The sequence below is a fragment of the Nocardia fusca NBRC 14340 genome (assembly GCF_001618425.1).
GTDB lineage: Bacteria > Actinomycetota > Actinomycetes > Mycobacteriales > Mycobacteriaceae > Nocardia > Nocardia fusca.
Genome location: NZ_BDCU01000054.1, coordinates 21039 through 41525, shown reverse-complemented (window position 1 = coordinate 41525; position 20487 = coordinate 21039). Strand labels below are relative to the sequence as shown.

General features: G+C 68.9%; 21 protein-coding genes. 14 read left to right on the top strand and 7 right to left on the bottom strand.

Annotated elements, in window-relative coordinates; all coding sequences use genetic code 11:
• Positions 1–18: 18 nt before the first annotated feature.
• Positions 19–165 (bottom strand): hypothetical protein, encoded by a 147-nt coding sequence (locus NF4_RS38260; protein WP_157120706.1) that lies wholly within the window; start codon positions 163–165, stop codon positions 19–21.
• A gap of 210 nt (positions 166–375) precedes the next feature.
• On the opposite strand from NF4_RS38260, the gene NF4_RS31530 reads away from it, so the two are divergent.
• Positions 376–837, top strand: coding sequence for an SRPBCC family protein (locus NF4_RS31530; RefSeq protein WP_063131048.1), 462 nt, complete (start codon positions 376–378; stop codon positions 835–837).
• A gap of 101 nt (positions 838–938) precedes the next feature.
• Here NF4_RS31530 and NF4_RS31525 read toward each other — a convergent pair whose 3' ends face one another.
• Positions 939–1835 (bottom strand): MerR family transcriptional regulator, encoded by an 897-nt coding sequence (locus NF4_RS31525; RefSeq protein ID WP_198165543.1) that lies wholly within the window; start codon positions 1833–1835, stop codon positions 939–941.
• A gap of 103 nt (positions 1836–1938) precedes the next feature.
• On the opposite strand from NF4_RS31525, the gene NF4_RS31520 reads away from it, so the two are divergent.
• Both NF4_RS31520 and NF4_RS31515 read left to right on the top strand, forming a co-directional pair.
• Positions 1939–2559: a maleylpyruvate isomerase family mycothiol-dependent enzyme gene (locus NF4_RS31520; RefSeq protein WP_063131046.1), complete on the top strand. Its 621-nt coding sequence runs from the start codon at positions 1939–1941 to the stop codon at positions 2557–2559.
• Positions 2560–2960: 401 nt separating this feature from the next.
• A complete protein-coding gene (locus tag NF4_RS31515) occupies positions 2961–3464 on the top strand; it encodes a GNAT family N-acetyltransferase (protein WP_157120704.1) in 504 nt (167 codons plus the stop codon).
• A gap of 43 nt (positions 3465–3507) precedes the next feature.
• Here NF4_RS31515 and NF4_RS31510 read toward each other — a convergent pair whose 3' ends face one another.
• A complete protein-coding gene (locus tag NF4_RS31510) occupies positions 3508–4059 on the bottom strand; it encodes a TetR/AcrR family transcriptional regulator (RefSeq protein WP_063131045.1) in 552 nt (183 codons plus the stop codon).
• A 35-nt stretch (positions 4060–4094) separates the two neighbouring features.
• Here NF4_RS31510 and NF4_RS31505 point away from each other — a divergent pair, with 35 nt between their 5' ends.
• A complete protein-coding gene (locus tag NF4_RS31505; RefSeq protein WP_063131044.1) occupies positions 4095–4781 on the top strand; it encodes a lysophospholipid acyltransferase family protein in 687 nt (228 codons plus the stop codon).
• Between the two features lie 25 nt (positions 4782–4806).
• Here the strand turns inward: NF4_RS31505 and NF4_RS31500 are convergent, their stop codons facing one another.
• A complete protein-coding gene (locus NF4_RS31500; RefSeq protein ID WP_063131043.1) occupies positions 4807–6477 on the bottom strand; it encodes an acyl-CoA synthetase in 1671 nt (556 codons plus the stop codon).
• Positions 6478–6703: 226 nt separating this feature from the next.
• Between NF4_RS31500 and NF4_RS31495 the strand changes: the two genes are divergently transcribed.
• Positions 6704–7558, top strand: a complete 855-nt coding sequence (locus tag NF4_RS31495; RefSeq protein WP_063131042.1) for an oxygenase MpaB family protein — start codon at positions 6704–6706, stop codon at positions 7556–7558.
• Between the two features lie 145 nt (positions 7559–7703).
• On the opposite strand, the gene NF4_RS31490 is transcribed toward NF4_RS31495, so the two are convergent.
• Positions 7704–9200 carry an aldehyde dehydrogenase family protein gene (locus NF4_RS31490; RefSeq protein ID WP_063131041.1) on the bottom strand — a complete coding sequence of 499 codons (1497 nt, stop codon included), beginning with the start codon at positions 9198–9200 and terminating at the stop codon, positions 7704–7706.
• A gap of 282 nt (positions 9201–9482) precedes the next feature.
• Between NF4_RS31490 and NF4_RS31485 the strand changes: the two genes are divergently transcribed.
• The 7 genes from NF4_RS31485 to NF4_RS31455 all read left to right on the top strand — a co-directional run bounded on the left by NF4_RS31485 (position 9483) and on the right by NF4_RS31455 (position 16627).
• Complete coding sequence (locus NF4_RS31485; RefSeq protein ID WP_063131040.1) at positions 9483–10418, top strand: TauD/TfdA dioxygenase family protein; 936 nt, start codon at positions 9483–9485, stop codon at positions 10416–10418.
• Between the two features lie 382 nt (positions 10419–10800).
• Positions 10801–11445: an ABC transporter permease gene (locus NF4_RS31480; protein ID WP_063131039.1), complete on the top strand. Its 645-nt coding sequence runs from the start codon at positions 10801–10803 to the stop codon at positions 11443–11445.
• Between the two features lie 310 nt (positions 11446–11755).
• Entirely contained in the window at positions 11756–13042 is a 1287-nt protein-coding gene (locus tag NF4_RS31475) for an ATP-binding cassette domain-containing protein (RefSeq protein WP_063131038.1), read from the top strand.
• Positions 13039–13776: an ABC transporter permease gene (locus NF4_RS31470; protein WP_063131037.1), complete on the top strand. Its 738-nt coding sequence runs from the start codon at positions 13039–13041 to the stop codon at positions 13774–13776. The genes NF4_RS31475 and NF4_RS31470 overlap by 4 nt, the downstream gene beginning before the upstream one ends.
• The gene (locus tag NF4_RS31465; protein WP_063131036.1) at positions 13773–14759 is read left to right on the top strand and encodes a glycine betaine ABC transporter substrate-binding protein; all 987 of its coding nucleotides are present in this window, start codon (positions 13773–13775) and stop codon (positions 14757–14759) included. Before NF4_RS31470 ends, NF4_RS31465 begins: the two co-directional genes overlap by 4 nt.
• Before the next feature lie 167 nt (positions 14760–14926).
• Positions 14927–15970, top strand: a complete 1044-nt coding sequence (locus NF4_RS31460; protein ID WP_063131035.1) for an FAD-dependent oxidoreductase — start codon at positions 14927–14929, stop codon at positions 15968–15970.
• Between the two features lie 78 nt (positions 15971–16048).
• Entirely contained in the window at positions 16049–16627 is a 579-nt protein-coding gene (locus NF4_RS31455; protein ID WP_063131093.1) for a pyridoxamine 5'-phosphate oxidase family protein, read from the top strand.
• Here the strand turns inward: NF4_RS31455 and NF4_RS31450 are convergent.
• Entirely contained in the window at positions 16577–17140 is a 564-nt protein-coding gene (locus tag NF4_RS31450) for an STAS domain-containing protein (RefSeq protein ID WP_198165541.1), read from the bottom strand. The two genes, NF4_RS31455 and NF4_RS31450, sit on opposite strands and share 51 nt — an antisense overlap.
• A gap of 287 nt (positions 17141–17427) precedes the next feature.
• A complete protein-coding gene (locus tag NF4_RS31445; protein WP_232330737.1) occupies positions 17428–18642 on the bottom strand; it encodes a phospholipase D-like domain-containing protein in 1215 nt (404 codons plus the stop codon).
• A gap of 285 nt (positions 18643–18927) precedes the next feature.
• Between NF4_RS31445 and NF4_RS31440 the strand changes: the two genes are divergently transcribed.
• Positions 18928–19842 (top strand): phosphotransferase enzyme family protein, encoded by a 915-nt coding sequence (locus NF4_RS31440; protein WP_063131033.1) that lies wholly within the window; start codon positions 18928–18930, stop codon positions 19840–19842.
• 56 nt (positions 19843–19898) lie between these two features.
• Positions 19899–20486, top strand: coding sequence for an HdeD family acid-resistance protein (locus tag NF4_RS31435; protein WP_063131032.1), 588 nt, complete (start codon positions 19899–19901; stop codon positions 20484–20486).
• Position 20487: the final 1 nt, after the last annotated feature.

Below are 20487 nucleotides of genomic sequence, written 5' to 3'. Positions count from 1 at the left end.
GCGGGTGCCGGCGAGCGGTCAGAGCAGGGCAAGCGCCAGGCTGACGAAGGCCATGAGGGTCATCCAGGCGATCAGCAGTGAGCGCGCGGACCCCGGACGTCCGAACCGGGTCGTCATCATGGCGGCCGGTCGACGGTTCCTGTGTGTCGTGGCGACGGTGCTCACGGTCCACCTCCTCGAAAGAGTTTGTGTACCTGTCGAACCCGGGCTTCCCCGAATCCGCTCGCCCAATCCGCGGACTCGATCTTCGATCGCGGGGTTTGTGCCTCCGGGCCCGGGGTAGCCGCTCGACGTACCGAAGCCGACTGTCCGGCCGTCCGGTGCCGCCGAACGACCGCGGCACCGGCCACCGGACCCGAGGGAGGTTGTTGTCCTATGAGCACTGTCACCGCGTCTACCGAGGTCAAGGTGCCGATCCGCACCGCGTACAACCAGTGGACGCAGTTCGAGTCGTTTCCGAACTTCATGGAAGGCGTCGAACGAGTCGACCAGATCGACGACACGCACACGCATTGGAAGATCAAGATCGGCCCCGTCGATCGTGAATTCGATGCCACCATCACCGAGCAGCATCCGGAGGAGCGGGTCGCCTGGCGCTCGGTCAGCGGTCCGGAGCACGCCGGTGTGGTGACCTTCCACCGTATCGATGATTCGACCACCCGGGTGATCACTCAGATGGATATCGATCCGGAGGGACTCGCCGAGAACGTTGCCGACAAGGCCGGCCTGCTGGATCGCCGGGTCAAGGGCGATCTGGAACGGTTCAAAAAGTTCATCGAATCCCGGCCTCAGGAGACCGGGGCCTGGCGCGGGGACGTTCCGCGTCCGGGTAACTGACCGCTCTGCACCTCCTGCGCCGCACGAACCACCGGTTCGTGCGGCGCAGTGCTGTCGGCCCGGGACCACCGCACCCTACGGCGGCGGCGGGTCGGATCCGGTCATCCGCCGCGCGGCTCCAGCGACCGGTCGAGAGCGGTGTGCAGCCACTCCTGGGTGGCGCCGGTGGTGTGTGGGGTGCCGAGTGCCCGGGCGGTCAGTGCCCAGTACCGGGTGACCGCGGGATGGCCGGTCGCACCGGCCGCCAACCGGCGGCGGAAGGCCGGGGTGTCCCGGCGGCCCCGGGCCGCAGCGTGCGCGGCGACGAACAGGTCGAGTTCCGGGCCGGGACCGGGGTCGGCGCCGGTGAGCAGACGCTGCGCGGCGCCGGTGTGCGCGGGCGCCAGCTCGGCGATCAGGGCCCGCTCGTCGCGGATCGACCCCCGGTCGGACAGCCACAGCTCACGGGATATCTCCCGCCCGAGATCCGGGCTCCGCGCCAATTCCGCCAGCTCGGCGACCGCGAGAACATGGCCGGGGGTGGGCGTCGCCGGCACCGCCGGAATATCCATCGCCACGAACTCGTCGAAGAGCCCCGCCGGCATCGCGGCCAGGACGCGACGCCAGAATCCGACGAGGACATCGCGCGCCGCGCCGCGTTCGGCCACCCCGGCAAGCCGCGCGAGCGTCACCGCACGGTCCTCCTCGCGGGTCCCCTCGAGAGCGAGCAGCACCGCGTGCCGCCACGACAGCGCGTCGAGCTCGGCTTCCACCGCCCGCCGCTCGGTGGCCACGGCGCCGCGGGTGGCGTCCTCGTCGGCGAGTATCGCGGCGATCACGGGCAGGCCGAGTCCGACAGCGCGCAACCGCCGGATCGCCGTCAACCGGGTGAGGGCTTCGCCGGTGAACACCCGATGGCCGCTGCTGGTGCGGTGTACCCGCAGGAGCTCCTCGTCGCAGTAGAAGCGGATGGTCCGGACGGGGATACCGGTGCGCCGTGACGCTTCTCCGATGCTCACCGCAGCACGCAAGTCTGTGATGTGGGTCACTTCTACTGGAACCTCCACCCGGGTGGAGTTCCTACCGTAGCGGAGGTCATCGAGCACAGGAGGAAGTAGGACAGTGAGCACCGAGATCGTTTCCGCCGAACAGGTCTGGGCGGCCGTCGCTGCCGAACGCAGGGGTCTGGCGGTGCTGCTGGACGGGCTGACCGAACAGCAGTGGGACCGGCAATCGTGGTGTGCCGGGTGGCGGATCCGCGACGTCGTCGCCCATATCCTGCTCACCTCACGCGCCGGAGCCGGCGAAATCCTGTGGGAACTGCTGCGCGCCCGCGGCGATCTCGACCGGATGAGCTTCGCGACCGCCGTCCGCTATGCGAACGGCCGCTCGCCCGAGGCCCTCCTCGCCGAACTGCGCGCCGCGATCGAGCTACGCCACACCCCATTGGGCACCACAGCCCTCGATCGGCTGATGGATCTGCTGGTACACGGGCAGGACATCGCGGTACCGCTCGGTATGCGGCGTGAGATGCCGGTGGACGCGGCGCGGTGGTCGGTCGAGCGGGTGTGGCGGATGGGACGGCCGTTCCGTGCGCAGCGCGTACTGGCCGGTCACCGCCTGATCGCGACGGATACGGAGTGGTCGGCCGGGACAGGCGCTCCCGTGGCCGCGCCGATCGCCGAAATACTGCTGCTGGTCACCGGCCGGATATCGGTGGGGGATCGGGCCGGGTCGGCCTGAACGAGGGGTTCGGGAGGGTATGGCGAATGCGGGCCGGGTGCGACGTGACCGGCGTATCGCGGAGCGCGGTGGTCGCCGACCTACCGCGCAACGCCAGCGGGAAGGTCCTCAAAACCGAACTCCGCGCGAAGTATTCGGCACCCGACTCGCCGATCTGACAGATCCGACAGTTCTCGGTGACCGTCACCACGTGGCCTCGCCGCGCCACGCGGCCGCTGCGCTGCGTCGTACCCGGACTTGCCGTCACGTGGGGGCCCGGTTAGTGTCGGCAACCGAATCGTGCTCGGCGGATGAGGAGGTCGATGAATATGGCCCGCCCAGGCCTGTTTCAGCCTGCCCTCATCCGGGTCGCGCACCACTGACTCGCGCGACCGGATCGCTTTCCACGATCTGGAGTTGTCGTGTCCATTTCTTTTCACACCGAACCCACCGATATCGGTACCACCCGCCTGATTCTCCGTCTCTGGACCCCGGACGACCTCGCCGCCGTGCGAACCGGTGTCCGGCAGCCGTCCTGGGCCGTCGATTTCCCGGCCGCCGGTGACCGGGAAATAGTGGAGGCCCTCGCCGCCCGGCCGGAATGGCTGGATCGCTTCGGCCACCGGATGGTGTCCGAACGCGGTAGCGGCCTGGCGGTCGGATCCATCGGATTGTTCTGGCCCCCGGCCGACGGTGTCGTCGAACTCGGTTACGGCATCGTGCCGTCGCGCCGGGGACGCGGGTACGCGACCGAGGCCACTCGGGCGCTGGCCGAGTACGCCTTCACCGCACCGCAGGTGCACACCGTGTCGGCGTCGGTGGAACTCGCCAATCCCGCTTCGGTGCGGGTGCTGGAAAAAGCGGGCTTCGCTCGTGTCCACACGGACGGAGAGCGTGTCGAGTTCCGGATGACCTCCGGACGATGACGATCGCCGCGGCGGGATCTCCGGATCCCGCCGCGGCGGTGGGTCATCCGAGCGTGTCCCGCACCACCCGCTGGATCAGTGCGTCGGTATCCACGCCGGGAGCGGCCAGGGTGAGCGCGCCGGTGGTGGAGAGGACGGCGATACCGTGGACGCCCACCCACAGCGCGGTGGCTGTGGTGAGCGGGTCGGGGACCGGGTGGATGGCACGCACCCGGTTCAGCAGCCGGTCGAACAGGGGTCTGGACACCGAGCGCAGACCGGCGCCGGAGCCTTCGAGCAGATCGTGCCGGAAGATCAGGGTGAACATCGCCGGCCGGGTCCCGGCGAATTCGATGTAGGCCCGCGCCCATTCCGCGATATCGGCGGTGGCGTCGGTATCGCCGGCCTCGGTGAGGGTCCGCGCCAGATCGCGCAATCCGACCTCGGCGATGGCCCCGAGCAGTGCCTTGTGGGTCGGGAACCAGCGCCGGGGCGCACCGTGCGACACGCCGGCCCGTCGCGCGATCTCCCGTAGGCCGATCTCGGTCGAACCGGTTTCCTCCAGCAGGTCGACACCGGCCTGGACCAGTGCGTCCCGGGTTCCGCTCGCAGTCATGTAGACATTGTCTACCCGCCGGGTAGACAATGTCTATGTCTCTGTGGAGCGCATTCTGCTATCGCCTGTGCCGGTATGTCCTCATCGGTCCCGCGCTCTGGCTGCTCGGCCGGCCGGAAGTGAAAGGGCGCGAGCATCTTCCGCGGCGCGGGCCCTATATCGTCGCCGCCAACCACCTGGCGGTGCTGGACTCCTTCTACCTCACCCGGGCGCTACGCCGGCAGGTGTTCTTCCTGGCCAAATCCGATTACTTCGACCGCCCCGGCCCCGTGGGCCTGGCCCAGCGATGGTTCTTCCGGGGTGTCGGCCAGATCCGCGTGGATCGCCGGGGCGGGCCCGGCGCCGCATCCGCGCTCACCGCCGCGATCGGCATCATCGAACGCGGCGGTGTCTGGGGTATCCATCCCGAAGGGACCCGATCGCCGGACGGCCGGCTCTACCGCGGGCACACGGGCGCCGTCCGGGTCGCGATGACCACCGGCGTGCCGCTGCTCCCGGTGGCGATCACCGGCACCGGCCCCGGCCCGGGGCGTCGGTGGTGGCGGCGCCGGGTGAGGCTGGAGATCCTGCCCCCGCTCGATCTGACCGCCTACCGGGCCGCCGGACCGCACGGGACCCGGCGGGCGACCGACGCGCTGATGCGGACCCTCGCCGCCCGGACCGGCCAGCAGTACGTCGACGAATACGCCCGCCGTCGTCCGGGCCACGGCCTGGCGGCCTGAGTTCGACGCTCCCCGCGGCGCGGCTTCAGTCCGGTTTGCCCGCGGTGGACTGTGCCGTCCCGGATTCGTCGGCCGGTACCAACCGGCGCCGCATCAGCTTTCCCGTCGCATTGCGGGGGAGTTCGTCGAGGAAGATCACCTCGCGCGGCACTTTGTGGCGCGCCAGATTCGCCTTGACGTACTCCCGGATATCCGCCTCGCTCACCGTCGCCCCCGCGGCGGGAACGACGAAAGCCCGCAGCCGGGTGCCGAAGTCACGATCGGGTACCCCGACCACCGCCGCTTCCAGGATGTCGGGCCGCTCGACGAGCAGGTTCTCCACCTCCAGCGGGAAGACGTTCTCGCCACCGGAGACGATCATGTCGTCGTCGCGGCCGTCGATGAACAGCCGGCCCTCGGCGTCGAAATGCCCGACATCGCCGCTGGAGAGCAATCCGTCGACGATCTCCTTGTGCCGCCCGTCGGTGTATCCGCCGAAACTCAGTCCGCTGGACACGAAGATGGTGCCCACGGTCCCGGGCGCGGTGATCCGGTTGCGCTGTTCGTCGTAGAGGGCGACGCGGCAGCCGACGGGCGGTTTGCCGACCGTACCGGGCGCGTCCCGCATATCCTGCGGTGTCGCCACCGCCGCGACGGCGACCTCGGTGGACGCGTACAGGTTGTAGAGCACGTCGCCGAACGCTTCCGCGGTGCGGCGGCTCAGATCCGGGGAGACCGGGGAGCCGGCGGAGAAGACGACCCGCAGCGAGGAGGTGTCGTACCCGGCGAGCACCTCGGGGCCGAGGTCGATGATGCGCTGCAGCATCGTCGGCACCACGACCAGGCTCGCGGCGCGATGCGCGGCGACGGCGGCGAGTGTCGCGCGCGGGTCGAATCGGCCCTGCCGGAAGACGATCCTGTTGCCGAGGGCCCAGCCGAGGGCGAACTGGGAGAGTCCGGTGCCGTGGAAGATCGGCGCGGCCATCACCATCGTGTCGTTGCGGGGGATCGGGATGCGATCGAGGAACTGGGCCGACTGCAGGGGTGAAACTTTGTCCCGGGGAGCGCCTTTGGGCGTCCCGGTGGTTCCGCTGGTCAGGATCACGGTGCTGCCCGGATGCGGCGGCGGCGCCGTCGCCGCGGTGGAGTGTGCCGCGATCAACGCGTCGATCGTGGGGGTGTCGCCGGATTCGCCCCAGGTGAGAAAACGTGGAGTCTCCGCCGGGATCGCGTCGAGCAGACCGGTGAACTCGGCGTCGAGTAGTAGCGCGCCGACCTTTTCGCGCCGGGCGACATCGGCGAGCTGCGGCCCGGCGAACCCGGTGTTCATCAGGACGACGCGGGCGCCCAGTTTGCCCGCGCCCAGCAGGGCCAGCACCATGCCGCGGTGGTCCCGGCACAGGGCCGCCACCACGGATTCGGCGCCGATACCGTTCGCGGCGAGGCCGCGGGCGAGAGCATTGGACTGCGCGTCGAGCTGGTCGAAGGTGAGCGTGCCACGGTCGTCGACGATGGCCTCGGCCGCGCCGTCGCGCCGGGCGGCGGCCCGCAGCACCGTCACGAACGGCCCGTGGATCCGCGCGTCCCGGACCGTGCGGAGCAGTTCGCCGGGGCGCTTCGGATCGAGCATTCCGCGCCGGCGCAGCACACTCACCGCGGCCAGCGATTCGGTCACCGAACGCAGCGCCGCGCGGGGTGCGGGCAGGTTCGTCGGCATGGGTCACCTCCAGGAATTGGAACAGTCCGACCGGAGCGCGGGACTACGCGGCGCCGGGCTGGCCGAGTGGTTCGGCCAGGGTAGCTCAGGCGCAGAATGTACGTTCACTTATTGCGCATTATCCGTGCGTGTGCGCTATGGCGATCTCATACCGCGGATTCACATCGACGCTCCTCGAGTGTGAGAGAATGGAGTAAAGTTTCTATCAGTATTGCATGGAGGTCCTATGTCGCGCCCAGCGTCACCGGCAGCAAGCGCTGATCAGCCCGGCGAGGTCGCCCGCCGCAAATACCTGGCCGGCCCGGCCGCGCTGCTCGGCGGCCCGGCCAACGTCGTGATGCAGCTGAGCCAGGCGCCGGTCGGCCGCGGTGTCGTCGAGAGCACCGTGGACAGCGGCCGGTTCGATCTACATCCGCGCAAACGCGGCCGCACGACGCTGACCTATCTCGCGGTGGCCATGCTGGGCACCGACGAGGAACGTGCCGCCTACCGCGAGGCGACCAACACCTCCCATCGCCAGGTCCGGTCCCGGCCGGGCAGCGCGGTGAAGTACAACGCGTTCGACCCGGAACTGCAGCTGTGGGTCGCCGCGTGCATCTATCGCGGGGTCGTCGATTCACTGGAATACCTGTACGGTCCGCTCGACGCCGACTACGCCGACGAGTTGTACCGGGAGTCGAGCAGATTCGGGACCACGCTGCAGATGCGCCCGGAGATGTGGCCGGCCGATCGCGCCGCGTTCGCCGAATACTGGGAGCGCAAGTCCGCGCAGATATCGATCGACGACGAAGTAAAACGGTATCTGCGGGAACAGGTCGTGGAGCTGGGTCCGTACGGGCGCGTCGAACGGGTGCTGTTCCGGCCCGTCAACCGGTTCTTCACCACCGGCTTCCTGCCCCAGCGGTACCGGGACGAACTGGGGCTGGCCTGGAGCCCGGGGCGGCAACGCGCCTTCGAGCTGATCATGCGCGCGATCGGTACCGTGATGCGGCTCGGGCCCGAACGCTGGCGGATGTACCCGCTGGACAAACATCTCGCCGATATGCGGCGACGCCGGGCGCTGGGTAAACCGCTGGTCTGAGGGGTGAACCCACCGCGCCCGTCAGCGTCGCCGGGCGGTGACCAGGCCGTTGCGGGCCGCGTCGGCGAGACGTTCCATGAGGGTGTCGCCGAGCGTCGGCAGGTCCCGGCGGCGGACAGGTCACTACCGCGAGCCGACCCGGGATTCAGGCGAACCAGCCGCCCACCGCCGGTGCGGTGTTGTGCCAGATGTGCTTGGTCTCCTGGTACTCGGCCAGCCCGCTCGGGCCGAGTTCGCGGCCGATACCGGAACGCCCGAACCCACCCCATTCGGCGGCGGGAGTGTAGGGGCCGAAATCGTTGAGCCACACCGTGCCGTGCCGGAGCGCGCGGACCACCCGTTCGCCGCGGGCCGCGTCGCCGGTGCGCACGCCGGCCGCGAGTCCGTAGGACGTGTCGTTGCCCAGTTCGACGGCCTCGGCCTCGGTAGCGAACCGCTCCACGGTGAGTACGGGGCCGAAGGTCTCCTCCTGGACGATCCGCATCTCGCGGCGGCAGCGGTCCAGCACGGTCGGCAGGTAGTAGCTGCCGGCGGTCAGCCGGGGGTCCTCCGGCCGCTTCCCCCCGGCGATCAGCACCGCGCCTTCGGCGAGACCGCGGGCCACCTGGGCCTCCACCGCGGCGCGATGTTCCGGGGAGACCAGCGGTCCGGTCTGCGACGCGGGATCCGTCCCGGGACCGACCCGGATTCCGCCGGCGCGCCGGGCGAGTTCCGCGACGAACCCGTCCGCGATCGACTCCTCCACGATGAGCCGGGTCCCGGCCGAGCACACCTGGCCCGAATGCAGGAAGGCGCCGGTCAGCACCGCGTCGATCGCGCTGTCGCGGTCGGCGTCGGCGAAAACGATATGTGGATTCTTACCGCCCAGTTCGAGCGCCACTCGGGTGATGTGCGGGGCGGCCCGGGCGGCGATGGCCGCCCCGGTGGTGGCGCCACCGGTGAAGGAGATCAGATCGACCTCGGGCGTACCGGTGAGCGCCGACCCCACCACCGGACCCTCGCCCGGTACGAGGTTCACCACGCCCGGCGGCACCCCCGCCTGTTCCAGCACCCGGACCAGGGCGATCGTGCTCAGCGGAGTGACCTCGCTCGGTTTGGCGACCACCGTGCAGCCGGCCGCCAGCGCGGGGGCGACCTTCCAGGACATCTGCAGCAGCGGATAGTTCCACGGCGAGATCAGCGCGCACACACCCACCGGTTCGCGGACGATACGGCTGATCACCGCCGGATCGCCCGTATCGACGACCCGGTCGCCGGTGGTGCCGACGAGCTGCGCGTAGTACCGGAACACCGCGATGACGTCGTCGATATCGATATGGCTCTCGCGCAGTGTCTTGCCGGTGTCCAGGGTCTCGATCCGGGCGATCGGGTCGCGATACTCGGCGAGGAGTTCGGCGGTGCGCAGCAGTAGCGCGGCCCGCTCCGCGACCGGAGTACCCGGCCACGCGCCGGTGGCGAACGCGGCACGGGCCGCGCCGACCGCACGCCGCGCGTCCACCGCACCGGCCTCGCCGACGGCGGCGATCACCGCGCCGTCCGCCGGATCGCGGATCTCCCGGATCCCGCCGGCGGCCGGTTCGACCCAGGTGCCGTCGATGTAGAGGTGGGGCGCGCGCAGCAGCGGCTCGTCGGCGAGGATCATCTCGATATCTCCCTCTCGTTCCGGGTGCGCCGGCAGGGTGCTCGCCGTCGACGGCTGCCTCCGCCCACGGCCCGCATTCTATGGGCCACCGGCCTCTCCTCGGCGGTGCGGCCGGTGCGGAACGAAACGCTCCGGCCGGGTGCGAGGATGCGCTGCGCAGGGGCGGCGGCCGGTTCGCCGAGTGGTTGCCCCTTACGATCCCGGTGACCGAAACCCTGGTCGCGGCGGTCCCGCGCTGGTTTCATTCGAGTCGATCGTCGGATACGAGCGAAAGGCCCCGGAATGCCCGTCGACTTTGTTGACACCGCTACCACCGTGCAGGTGACCAAGCTCGGTACCCATATCGGCGCGCGAATCGACGGGGTCCGGCTCGGCGGCGATCTGTCCCCGGAGACCGTCGCCGGTATCCGCGCGGCGCTCGCGGAGCACAAGGTGATCTTCTTCCGCGGCCAGGACCATCTCACCGAGGACGGACAGTACGAGTTCGCGGAACTGCTCGGTACCCCGACCACGCCGCATCCGACCGTCCGATCGGCCGGGGTGAAGAGCCTGGCCATCGATTCGCGCCACGGCCGCTCGAACAGCTGGCACACCGATGTCACCTTCGTCGACCGGGTGCCGAAGGCATCCATTCTGCGCGCCGTCGTCCTGCCGAGCTACGGCGGTTCGACCACCTGGGCCTCCACCGTCGCCGCCTACAACTCGCTGCCCGAACCGCTGCGATTGCTGGCCGAGAACCTGCGCGCACGGCATACCAACCTGTACGACTACGCCGCCACCGCCGAGGACAACCCCGACGAGGGCGCCACCGCCTACCGGCGCGAATTCGAGTCGAGCTATTTCGAGACCGAGCATCCGGTGGTGGAGGTGCATCCGGAGACCGGTGAACGGGCCCTGTTGCTCGGCGGATTCGTGAAGCAGTTCGTGGGTCTGTCCGGCACCGAATCACAGGCGCTGTTCCGGCTGTTGCAGGACCGGATCACCCGGCTGGAGAACACCACTCGCTGGAACTGGGCGCTGGGCGACGTCGCCATCTGGGACAACCGCGCCACCCAGCACTACGCCATCGACGACTACGACGGTACCGAGCACCGCCGGCTGACCCGGATCACGCTGGCCGGGGGAATCCCCGTCGGGGTCGACGGTAGGCCGAGCACCGTGATCTCCGGCGATGCCGAATACTATTCGGCAGTCGACTCGCCGGCCCGCGCCGCCTAACCGCGCTCACCCGCCGGAACGGTTATCGAATGTCACTGCCGCACAATGGACCGGGGATTGCTCGCGATACCCGGTCGGTGGCCGTCGGTCGTCCCGAGTGACGCCGACGGAACCCATGTACGCCGGATGTCCGCACGCTCGGCCGCGCACCGCCGCAATTGTTATGGATTCCCGGAGATCGAAACCCTGGACAGTAATGCGCCGTGTCGTATTGCCGCCGGTACCGGTCGCGGACGCGCACGAATGCGGCGGCGCGGTGCCGTATCCGCCGCGCGCCCTCTCTGTTCGACCGGGTGATATCGATTAATCTTTTACAGCTTGCGCCTCCGATGACTCCGCACGGACGGGCGCCGAACGATTTCCGGCCGACGATGGGAATCCAGTGAATCTGTGGAGCTATATCCGAGGTCGGGGGGAGCTGCTGACATTTCTGACGTATCAGCATGCCTCCTTGGCGTTCCAGACGGTTCTGGTCGGGACCGTCGTCGCCGTCCTCATCGCCGTCACGGTCTACCGGTTGCCGCTGCTGTCGGCCCTCTCGCTGACCTCCAGTCGGGTCGCGCTGACGATACCCTCGCTGGCACTGCTGGCGTTGCTGCTGGTGCCCTTCGGACTCGGTGTCGTCCCGTCGTTCATCATGCTGGCATTCTTCGCGGCCCTGCCGGTGATCGGCAACGCCATCGTCGGTCTGCGGTCGGTACCGGCCTCGGTCGTCGAATCCGCCCGGGGCATCGGCTTTTCGCGGTTGCGCATTCTGCTTACCGTGGAACTGCCCATCGCCTGGCCGGTGATCCTCACCGGGATCAGAGTGTCCACCCAGATGATCGTCGGTGTCGCGGCCATCGTCGCCTACGTGCTCGGCCCCGGGCTCGGCTCGCTGATCTTCAACGGGTTGTCCCGGCTCGGCGGCGCCAACGCCCTCGAAATGGCGCTCACCGGAACAATTCTCATCGTCATCATCGCGTTGGTCTTCGACGCGCTCCTCGTCCTGCTCGGACGACTCACGATCGCGAAGGGACTGTCATGAGGCGATACCTCCGCCTTCGCTGCGGCCTCCGCCGACGTATGGAACCGCTTCGGGGGAGGTGTGATGCCTCCGCCAACTCTGTGGCCTCCGCAGAGCGCATGAATTCGCTTCGAGGGAGGTGCGATGCCTCCGCCTGCGCTGCGGCCTCCGCAGAGCGCGTGAATTCGCTTCGAGGGAGGTCCTATGAGGCGGTACCAGGGCCTTCGCTGCGGCGTCTGCCGACGTATGGAACCGCTTCGGGGGATGTGCGACGCCTCCGCCTGCGCTGCGGCCTCCGCAGAGCGCATGAATTCGCTTCGAGGGAGGCCCTATGACCGGCGATGTGACGAGCAGCGGCACGGCCGCGGCGACAACCGAGCGTACGGTCACCGGCGCCTCGATCACCTTGGACTCGGTCGTCAAACGGTTCAAGGGTCAGCGCAAGCCCGCGGTCGAACGCCTGGACCTCGAAATCCCCGCCGGGGAGATCGTCGCCTTCGTGGGCCCTTCGGGCTGCGGGAAGACGACCACCCTCAAGATGATCAACCGGTTGATCGAACCCACCGAGGGCCGGATCTTCATCGACGGTCGCGATGTCACCCGCGAGGATCCGGACAAACTGCGGCAGTCGATCGGCTACGTCATCCAGTCCGGCGGGTTGTTCCCGCACTGGTCGGTCGCCAAAAACGTGGGTGCCATCCCGCGTGTGCTGGGCTGGGACAAGAAGCGGATCGCCGAACGTACCGAATACCTGCTCGATCTGGTCGGCCTCGACCCCGCCACCTTCGCCGACCGGCTCCCCAAGGATATGTCGGGCGGCCAGCAGCAGCGCGTCGGCGTGGCCCGCGCCCTGGCGGCGGATCCACCGGTGCTGCTGATGGACGAGCCGTTCGGTGCGGTCGACCCGATCACCCGGGCCCGTCTGCAGGACAGTCTCATCGCTATCCAGCACGAACTCGGCAAGACCATCGTGATCGTCACCCACGATTTCGAAGAGGCCACCAAACTCGGTGACAAGGTGCTCATCCTCTCCGAGGGCGGGCATATCGAGCAGTACGCGAGCCCGGAGGACATCCTCACCGATCCGGCCACCCCCTTCGTCGAGGAGTTCGTCGGATCCGGTGCGAAATTGGCGTATCTGACCGTCTCCCGCGTCCGTGATGTTCCGTCCGACGACGTCGTCATCGCCCGGATCGGCGAATCCGCACCGGCGGTGATCGAACGCGCGAAAGCCGCCGGGCACAGCTGGGTGGTCGTGGTGGACGGCGCCGGGCGGCCGCGGTCCTGGCCGACGCTGACCGAACTGGCCACCAAGCCCGAGGTTTCCGATTTCCTCGACCGGCGGCTACCGGTGGTGGCGCGCTCGTCGACGCTCAACGACGCACTGGACGCCATGCTCGCGACCAGCCAGGGCGCCGCGCTGGTCACCGACGGCCGCGGCGCGGTGGTCGGCTCGCTGAGCATCGACTCGGTGACCGAACTGATCCGGGACAAACTCGCCGATGCCCGCGCCGACGAACCGGACGCGTCCTATGAGACCTACGTCGACGGCACCGATCCGGCGCCGACCCCGGTGGTCGCCGCCGACGACGAACCCGGATCGGCCGAGCGGTCATGACCCGGCTACGCCGCCTCCCGCTCGATGTGTGGTTCGAACCGCTCATCATCGCGGTGATCGGTATCGGCTACCTGCTGTGGTACCGCGCGACGACGTTCACCGCGACCGAACAGGCCTCGCTGGGCTGGGACAACCTGCGCACAACCCTCGTCGCGCATATCGAACTCACCGTGGTGGCCACGGTCATCGTGGTGATGATCGCCATTCCACTGGGTATCGCGCTGACCCGGCCCGCGCTGAAGCGGTTCGAGCCGGTCGTGGTCAATATCGCCAATGTCGGTCAGGCCGCGCCCGCCGTCGGCCTGCTCGTCCTGTTCACGTTCTGGCTGGGCACCGGATTCCGCACGGCGATAGTCGGTCTCGTCGTCTACGCCGTCCTGCCGATTCTGCAGAACACCATCGTCGGGCTGCGGCAGGTGGATCAGCGCACCATCGAGGCCTCGCGGGGGATCGGCTACTCGGGTACCCGGACGCTGCTACAGGTGGAATTGCCGCTGGCGGTGCCGGTGATTCTCAACGGTGTCCGCACCGCACTGGTCATCCTGGTCGGTACCGCCACACTGAGCACGTTCATCGGCGCCACCAGCCTCGGCACGCTGATCACCACCGGCGTCACGCTGTTCCTGCCCAAACTGCTCATCTCCGGCGCGATCCTGGTGGGGCTCCTGGCGTTGACCATCGACTGGCTGGGCCGACTCGTCGAACTGGCCGCGACCCCGCGAGGTGTGTCATGAGTCCGGCACCGGCACGACTGGCCTCCACGGTTTCGGTTCTCCTCGCGGCGATCTCGCTGCTCGCGGGATGTGGCCTGGTGAGTTCGTCGGGCACCTTCCATGATGCGCGCCTGCCGGACGGGCAGCTACCACTGGAGGGGGCGAAGCTGGTGGTGACCTCGAAGAGTTTCACCGAGGGCGTGCTGCTCGGCAAGATCACCGCGACCTATCTCGCCGCCGCCGGCGCGCAGGTCACCGATCTCACCGGGGCGCCGGGTTCGGCCTCCTCCCGGCAGGCCCAGCTCAACGGCGACGCCGATATCCTCTGGGAGTACACGGGCACCGGCTGGGTCAATTACCACAACCAGACCGAGACCATCTCAGATCCCCAGGAACTGTGGCAGCGCGTCCACGATATCGAGAAGCGCGACTACGACCTGGAGTGGATGCCCCCCGCCAATTTCAACGACACCTACGCGTTCGGCGCGTCGACTCCCACCGCCGAACGGCTGGGCGTGAAATCGCTGTCCGAGGTCGCAGCGCTTCCCGTCGGTGATCGGACCTTCTGCGTCGACGACGAATTCTTCAGTCGCTCCGATGGTTTCATTCCGATGCTGCAGAAGTACGGGATTCCCTACAACGATCCCGGCGGCGTTCCGGCGGGCAATGTCACGCGGATGGACGCCGGGGTCGTCTATACGGCGACGGCGAAGAGCGCACCCTGCAATTTCGGCATGATCTACACCACCGACGGCCGGGTGAAGAACCTGAACCTGGTCGTGCTCGACGACGACCGGAAATTCTTCCTGCCCTACAGCGGCACAGCTGTCGTGCGCGGTGAGATCATCGACCGCTACCCGCAGCTGGCACCGCTGCTCGCCACGATCTCCGAACATCTCACCGATGATCTGATGCAGGAACTCAACGGCCGGGTCGATATCGACGGCGAGGATCCCGCCGATGTGGCCTACGACTGGTTGAAGAGCGAGAACCTCGTCGAGTAGACCGGATGCGTTGCCGGTCTTGTATGTTGGGCACCGGGAGCGGATGCCCGCCCGTATATGAGCGGGTGTAGCACCGGCCCTGAGCACCGCCCCGGGCGGAAAGCGGCTGTGGTCGCTTGCCGCCCACCGATCGGTTACGTGCGCGCCCACTCGCCGAAGGAGATCCGATGATCACCATCCTGGGAAGCGGTATCGCCGGAACCGCGCTGGCCGGCGCGCTGTCGAGGGCCGGGCGGCCGGTGACGGTCTACGAGCAGCGCAACGGCGGGGGTGGCGGAGCGTTCCTGATCCTCGACGGCCGGGGCCACCGCAGTCTCATCTCGCTGGGCGTGCCGGAGGCGGAACTGCACGCGGCCTCGTATCCGCTGAGCGAACTGCGATACACCCCCGGCGACGGCGTGACGCGGCGGCGGCCCAGCGAGGGGCACCGGTTCTGGCTGCGCAGCGATCTGATCGCCGTGCTGAAACGGTTCGCGGTACACGCGGGCGCCGAGATCAGTTACGGCAGCCCGGTCACCGAGGTCGCGGTCGACGCCACCACCGGGCACACCACCCTGCGTATCGGTGACCGCACGGTGACCGCGCGGGATCTGGTGATCGGTGCCGACGGTATCGACTCGGTGGCGCGCGCGGGCACCGAACCCGGCCGGACCCCGGAGTACGCGGGAGATGTGGTGGTCTACGGAATGACCGCGACCCCTGTCGAATGCCCCACCGACCCGTTCGTTCTGCATTTCCACGCCGAGCCGGCCTCCGGCACCCGCCCGGCGGCCACCTTCGGCCATATCTGGCGGCCCGGCGCCGATTCGGCGCTGTGGTTCCTGCGCATCGAACGGGAACCGCTGCCGGTCGCCGATACCGGGATCGTGCCGGTGCGGAACTGGGCCGCCGCGGTGGTGGAGGCGGCGCCCCGCTCCGTGCGGGAACTGACCGCCACCCTGGTCGCGGCCACCGAACAGGTCCATGTGTCCAACGCGCGTAATGTCGCGCTGGCGACCGCGGCGACGCCGGTGGCCCCGCTGATCCTGGTCGGCGACGCGGACCACGCCATCACGCCCGCGGCGGGGGTGGGCGCGCGAGAAGGTATCGAGGACATCGAAGCGGTGCACCACGCGATCGTCAGCGGTGGCTCTCCCGCCGAGGCCATGATCGCCCGCCGCCGCGCGATAGCCGAGGAGCGTGATCGGGTGGCCCGCAGAATGCGTGCGTGATCCGAGAGGTTTCTCACCCCCGTGGCCCGCGGCGGCGCCGATACGCTGACGGCACAGTCCATCGACGGTGAGGAAGCCATGGCCAAGGAGTTTTCGCATCTCGACGGGCCGCTGCGACAGTTCATCGAAGCGCAGGCGATGTTCTTCGTCGCGACGGCGCCGTCGGACGGCGGGCGGGTCAATCTGTCGCCGAAGGGATACCAGGACACCTTCGCCGTCCTCGACGATCACACGGTGGCCTACCTCGATCTGTTCGGCAGCGGCGTCGAAACCATCTCGCATCTGCGCGAGAACGGGCGGATCACCCTCATGTTCTGCTCCTTCACCCGCAACTCCCGTATCCTGCGCCTGTACGGAACCGGCCGGGTCGCGCGTCCCGACGATCCGGAGTTCGCCGGTCTCCGAGCGAATTTCGGTCTCGAACACCCCGGAATCCGGGCGGTGATCGTGGTCGAGGTGGAACGTATCGCCGACGCGTGCGGGTACTCGGTGCCGTACTACGACTTCGTCGGCGAACGGCCGGTACTGGACGCGCACCATGCCCGGCAGCCGGACGAGAAGTTCGCGCGCCGGATCACCGGGGACAACGGGCACAGTATCGACGGACTACCGGCGCTGGACCTCGACCACCCGCTGCCCTCCGAGGTGCGGCGCTGACCCTGGGGGCGCGCTTCCGGCGGTGACGCCCGGGCCGGCCGGTTCGCGCGTGCGCTCCTTCCCCGGCTCCTCCGAAACCACCTCCGGTGTCCGGTCTCGGAGGTGAACGGCTGTCAGCGCGCTCACCACCGTCGAGCGCACCGGTAACTGCGCGGTGCGGGTATCGGCGCGAGCTATCCGGGCGATGGCCGGCTCGGCGGTGACCAGGAAAATCTCGATCCCTTCGCGCCGGTACTCCTGCGCCTCGTCGGACAGCGCGGCGAGGCTGCGCACCGACAGGAAATCGAGACGGGTGGCGTCGACGACGAGCGCGCCCCGGGAGCAGGTCACGGTATCCGCGGCGGCACGCACCTGCTGGCGCCACAGCGCCAGCGTGAAGGCATCCGCCTGTCCACGTACGGCCAGCAGGACGATGTCCCCACGACGGCGGACCCGGAAACTCAGCTGGTCACGAGGTGACCGCCAATGTGCTGAGGCCGAAGGCGGCGGGTGGTGAGCAGAGGGACGGTTCATAACTGCACTCGAATCGGCTCGAGACGCGTTGCGCATCCTGGTGGGAGCGGCCCTGTGCTCTCAACGCCGGCTCATGGCCCCCATCGAAGCCTAGGCGTCCCGGCCGGTGGCCTCAGTGCCCACGCCGAACCCTTCGTTTCGTGGACCTACCCGCTGTGCGATACCGGCCGTGCTCTCGGTCGGCGGGCCCGCACGCCGGTCCGGAGCTCGCCACGCCAGGACCGTTGCGGAGGCGAAACCGGTGTCTTCGTTTTCCGGCTATGCCTGCGACCCGCTGGTGGAGGGTGTCACAGGTATCGGCGGATCGGCCGCATCGCGGCCTCCCGGATGCGCTGCGCGAGTGATCGGCGCTGCCAGCGTGTTTCTTCGATCAGTTCGCTGACCTTCGCGTCGGCGTCGAAATGCTCGTCGAGCGTCGCGGTGAACTGTTCGTCCAGGACCACGAGCATGATCTCCTCGTCGTGGTCCAGGGAGCGCCGGTTGAAGTTCGTCGAACCCACCAGGGCCGCGATCCCGTCCACCGTGATGACCTTGGCGTGCATCATCGTCGGCTGGTATTGCAGGATTTTCACCCCGCAGGCGAGCAGGTCGCTGTAGAAATTCTGACCGGCCAGCCGGCAGACGCGTTTGTCGGTGTGCGGGCCGGGCAGCAGGATCTCGACTTCCACCCCGCGTCGCGCGGCGGCGCAGAGCAGTTCGATGAAGTAGGCGTCCGGCGCGAAGTAGGCCGTGGCCAGCCGCAGCCGCTGCTCGGCCGATTCGATGACCACCCGTAGCAGTGTCTGCATATCCTGCCAGCCGAGGCTCGCCGACCCGCGAACCACCTGGACGACCGCCGAACCGTGATGCTGCTGCGGTGCGAAGCGGTCGCGGTCGTCGAAGAGCGCGTCGTGGCATTCCGCCCAGTTCTGTGCGAAGGCGGCCGCGACGCCGTCCACCGCCGGGCCCTCGATCCGCACGTGGGTGTCGCGCCACTCGTGCTCGTTGCGCGCGTCGCCGCACCACTCCTCGGCGATGCCCACTCCGCCGGTGAACGCGGTCCGTTCGTCGACGACCAGCACTTTGCGGTGACAGCGGTGGTTCTGTTTGAGCGGAGACAGGGACAACGGTCTCCGGAACCAGGCGACCTGGACGCCCGCGCGTTCCATGAGCGTCAGCAGGCCTTTCTCGATCGACCGGCTGCCGAAACCGTCCAGCAGCAGCCGCACCCGGAGGCCGGCCTCGGCGCGCTCGGCGAGCGCATAGGCGAACTGGCGAGCGATATCGCCCTGCCAGTAGACGAAGGTCATCATGTCGACGGTGTGCTCGGCGTCACGGATGGCATCCAGCATCGCCGGGAAGATCTCGTCGCCGTTGCGGAGCGCGACCAGCGCGTTCCCCTCGGTGGCGGCGACCCCGAGGAGTCGTTCCAGTCGCCTGCGCATACGGACCGCCGCGGTGGGGGACTCCGCGAATCGAGGCGCCGCCTCGGCGGGCTCGCGCAGATCTCGGGTACTGGTCACGATAACTCCTCTGCTGCGCACCGAGCGCCGCACCGGCACGGGCGCCTCCTCGGTGTGCTCCGACCTTAACCGGCGGTGCCGCCTCCGCTACGCGGTGCCCTGGGTGATCACAGGTGCGCGGATGCACCTACGCGGGCGATACCCGATCGCTTCGGCACAGTATCGCCGCCGGACGGGGATCACATCGGGGCGCGATGTGGGTTCCCGGTCGTGAGTGCTGCCCGGCCCGGTACGGTCCGGGGGTCGAGCCGATGGCCGGGCCGCCCACCCGGTAGTAGTGAGAGCGTGGTCTACATCGATCTGCCGCTCACCGAGGACATCCGGGCCGCGGTCGCCGCGTCCTGGGGATACGAAGGTGCGGGCGAACGACTCCACGGGGGCGAGGAATCGGCCGCATACCGTGTGGGTGAGGTGGTCGTGCGGATCGGGTCGCCGCGGCGCGACCCGCGGGAGATGGAGTGGTGCCACGGGATCGCCGCCGCCGCACGGGCCGTCCCGGAGGTCGTGGCGCCGCTGCCCCGTGCGGACGGATCGACGGTGGAGATGGTGGCCGGTCACCCCGTCACCGTGTGGCCACTGGTCGACGGCCGATGGACCGATAGCGCGGACCGGGTCCAGTTCCTCGAGGCGGCCGGACTGCTGGCCCGGGTCCATCGGGCCCTCGCCGAGCACCGGCCACCGCCGCGGCCCCGGCCCTCGTTTCTCGAGATCGGCCTGGACGGCGCACCCTCGGCCGAGCTACCCGACCCGGACCTGGACCGCTGGCTGGCCGCCTTCACCACGACGGCGCGTGCGCAGCCCCTGCACGGCGACTACTACGAAGGCAATCTGCTGTCGCGCGACGGTCATGTGGTGGCCCTGATCGATTGGGACGAGGCCGCGATCGGCCCGCCGGAGCTCGAACTGGCCTCCGCCGCGCTCGAGTTCGCCGACGAGTTCGGCCGCGACCTGTCCGGCGCCCGTGCGTTCGTGGATGCGTACGTCGCCGCGGGTGGTACCGCGGGAGAACTCGACGACATCACGCTCGCCCAGCTCATGCGCCACCGTTTGCGCCGGGAAGCGGCCTACTTCGGCATCGCCGTCGCCCGCGGGGTGCGGCACGATGAGGACGATCTCGAATACCACCGGCAGCGGCTGGCGGCCTTCCATCGGCTCCGGCCGACTCCGGGACGGCTCGGGGCGGCCACTTCGCGGCCGTAGCATTTCGATACCAGCGAATCATCGGCAATCGGAGGGTGGCGTCATATCATGCCTGCATGACACCCAGCGATACGCAGTACGAGGGGCCGTTGCATCAACTGGCCCGCCGCGCGTGGCAGGCGATGTTGGTCATCGGCGCGGTGTCGGTGGTCGTCGGGGTGATGGTGCTGGTCTGGCCCGGTCCGACGATCGTGGTCCTGGCCGTTCTGTTCGGTATCTACCTGCTGGTTTCGGGTGTCTTCCAATTGGTCGCCGCGTTCGGCGGTCATGTGTCGGGCGGCTGGCGGGCCATGTTGCTCGTCAGCGCGGTGCTGTCGTTCATCCTGGGTTTCTTCGCGCTGCGCCATCTCGGCGACGCAGTGCTGCTGATGGCCCTGTGGATCGGTATCGGCTGGATGTTCCGTGGCGTAGCGGTACTGGTCGCCGCTGCCGACGCGCCCTCGGGCACCTCCGGGCGCGGTTGGAACGTCTTCTTCGGCATCGTGCTGCTGATCGGTGGCGCGATGTTGATCGTCTGGCCGTTCAACTCCGTCGCGGTCCTGACCCTGGTGGCCGGTTGGTGGTTGATCTTCGTGGGCATCGTGGAGGTCGTCAGCGCGATCCAGGTGCGTGGCCGGGCGAAGACCACGCCGGATGCCCTCTGAT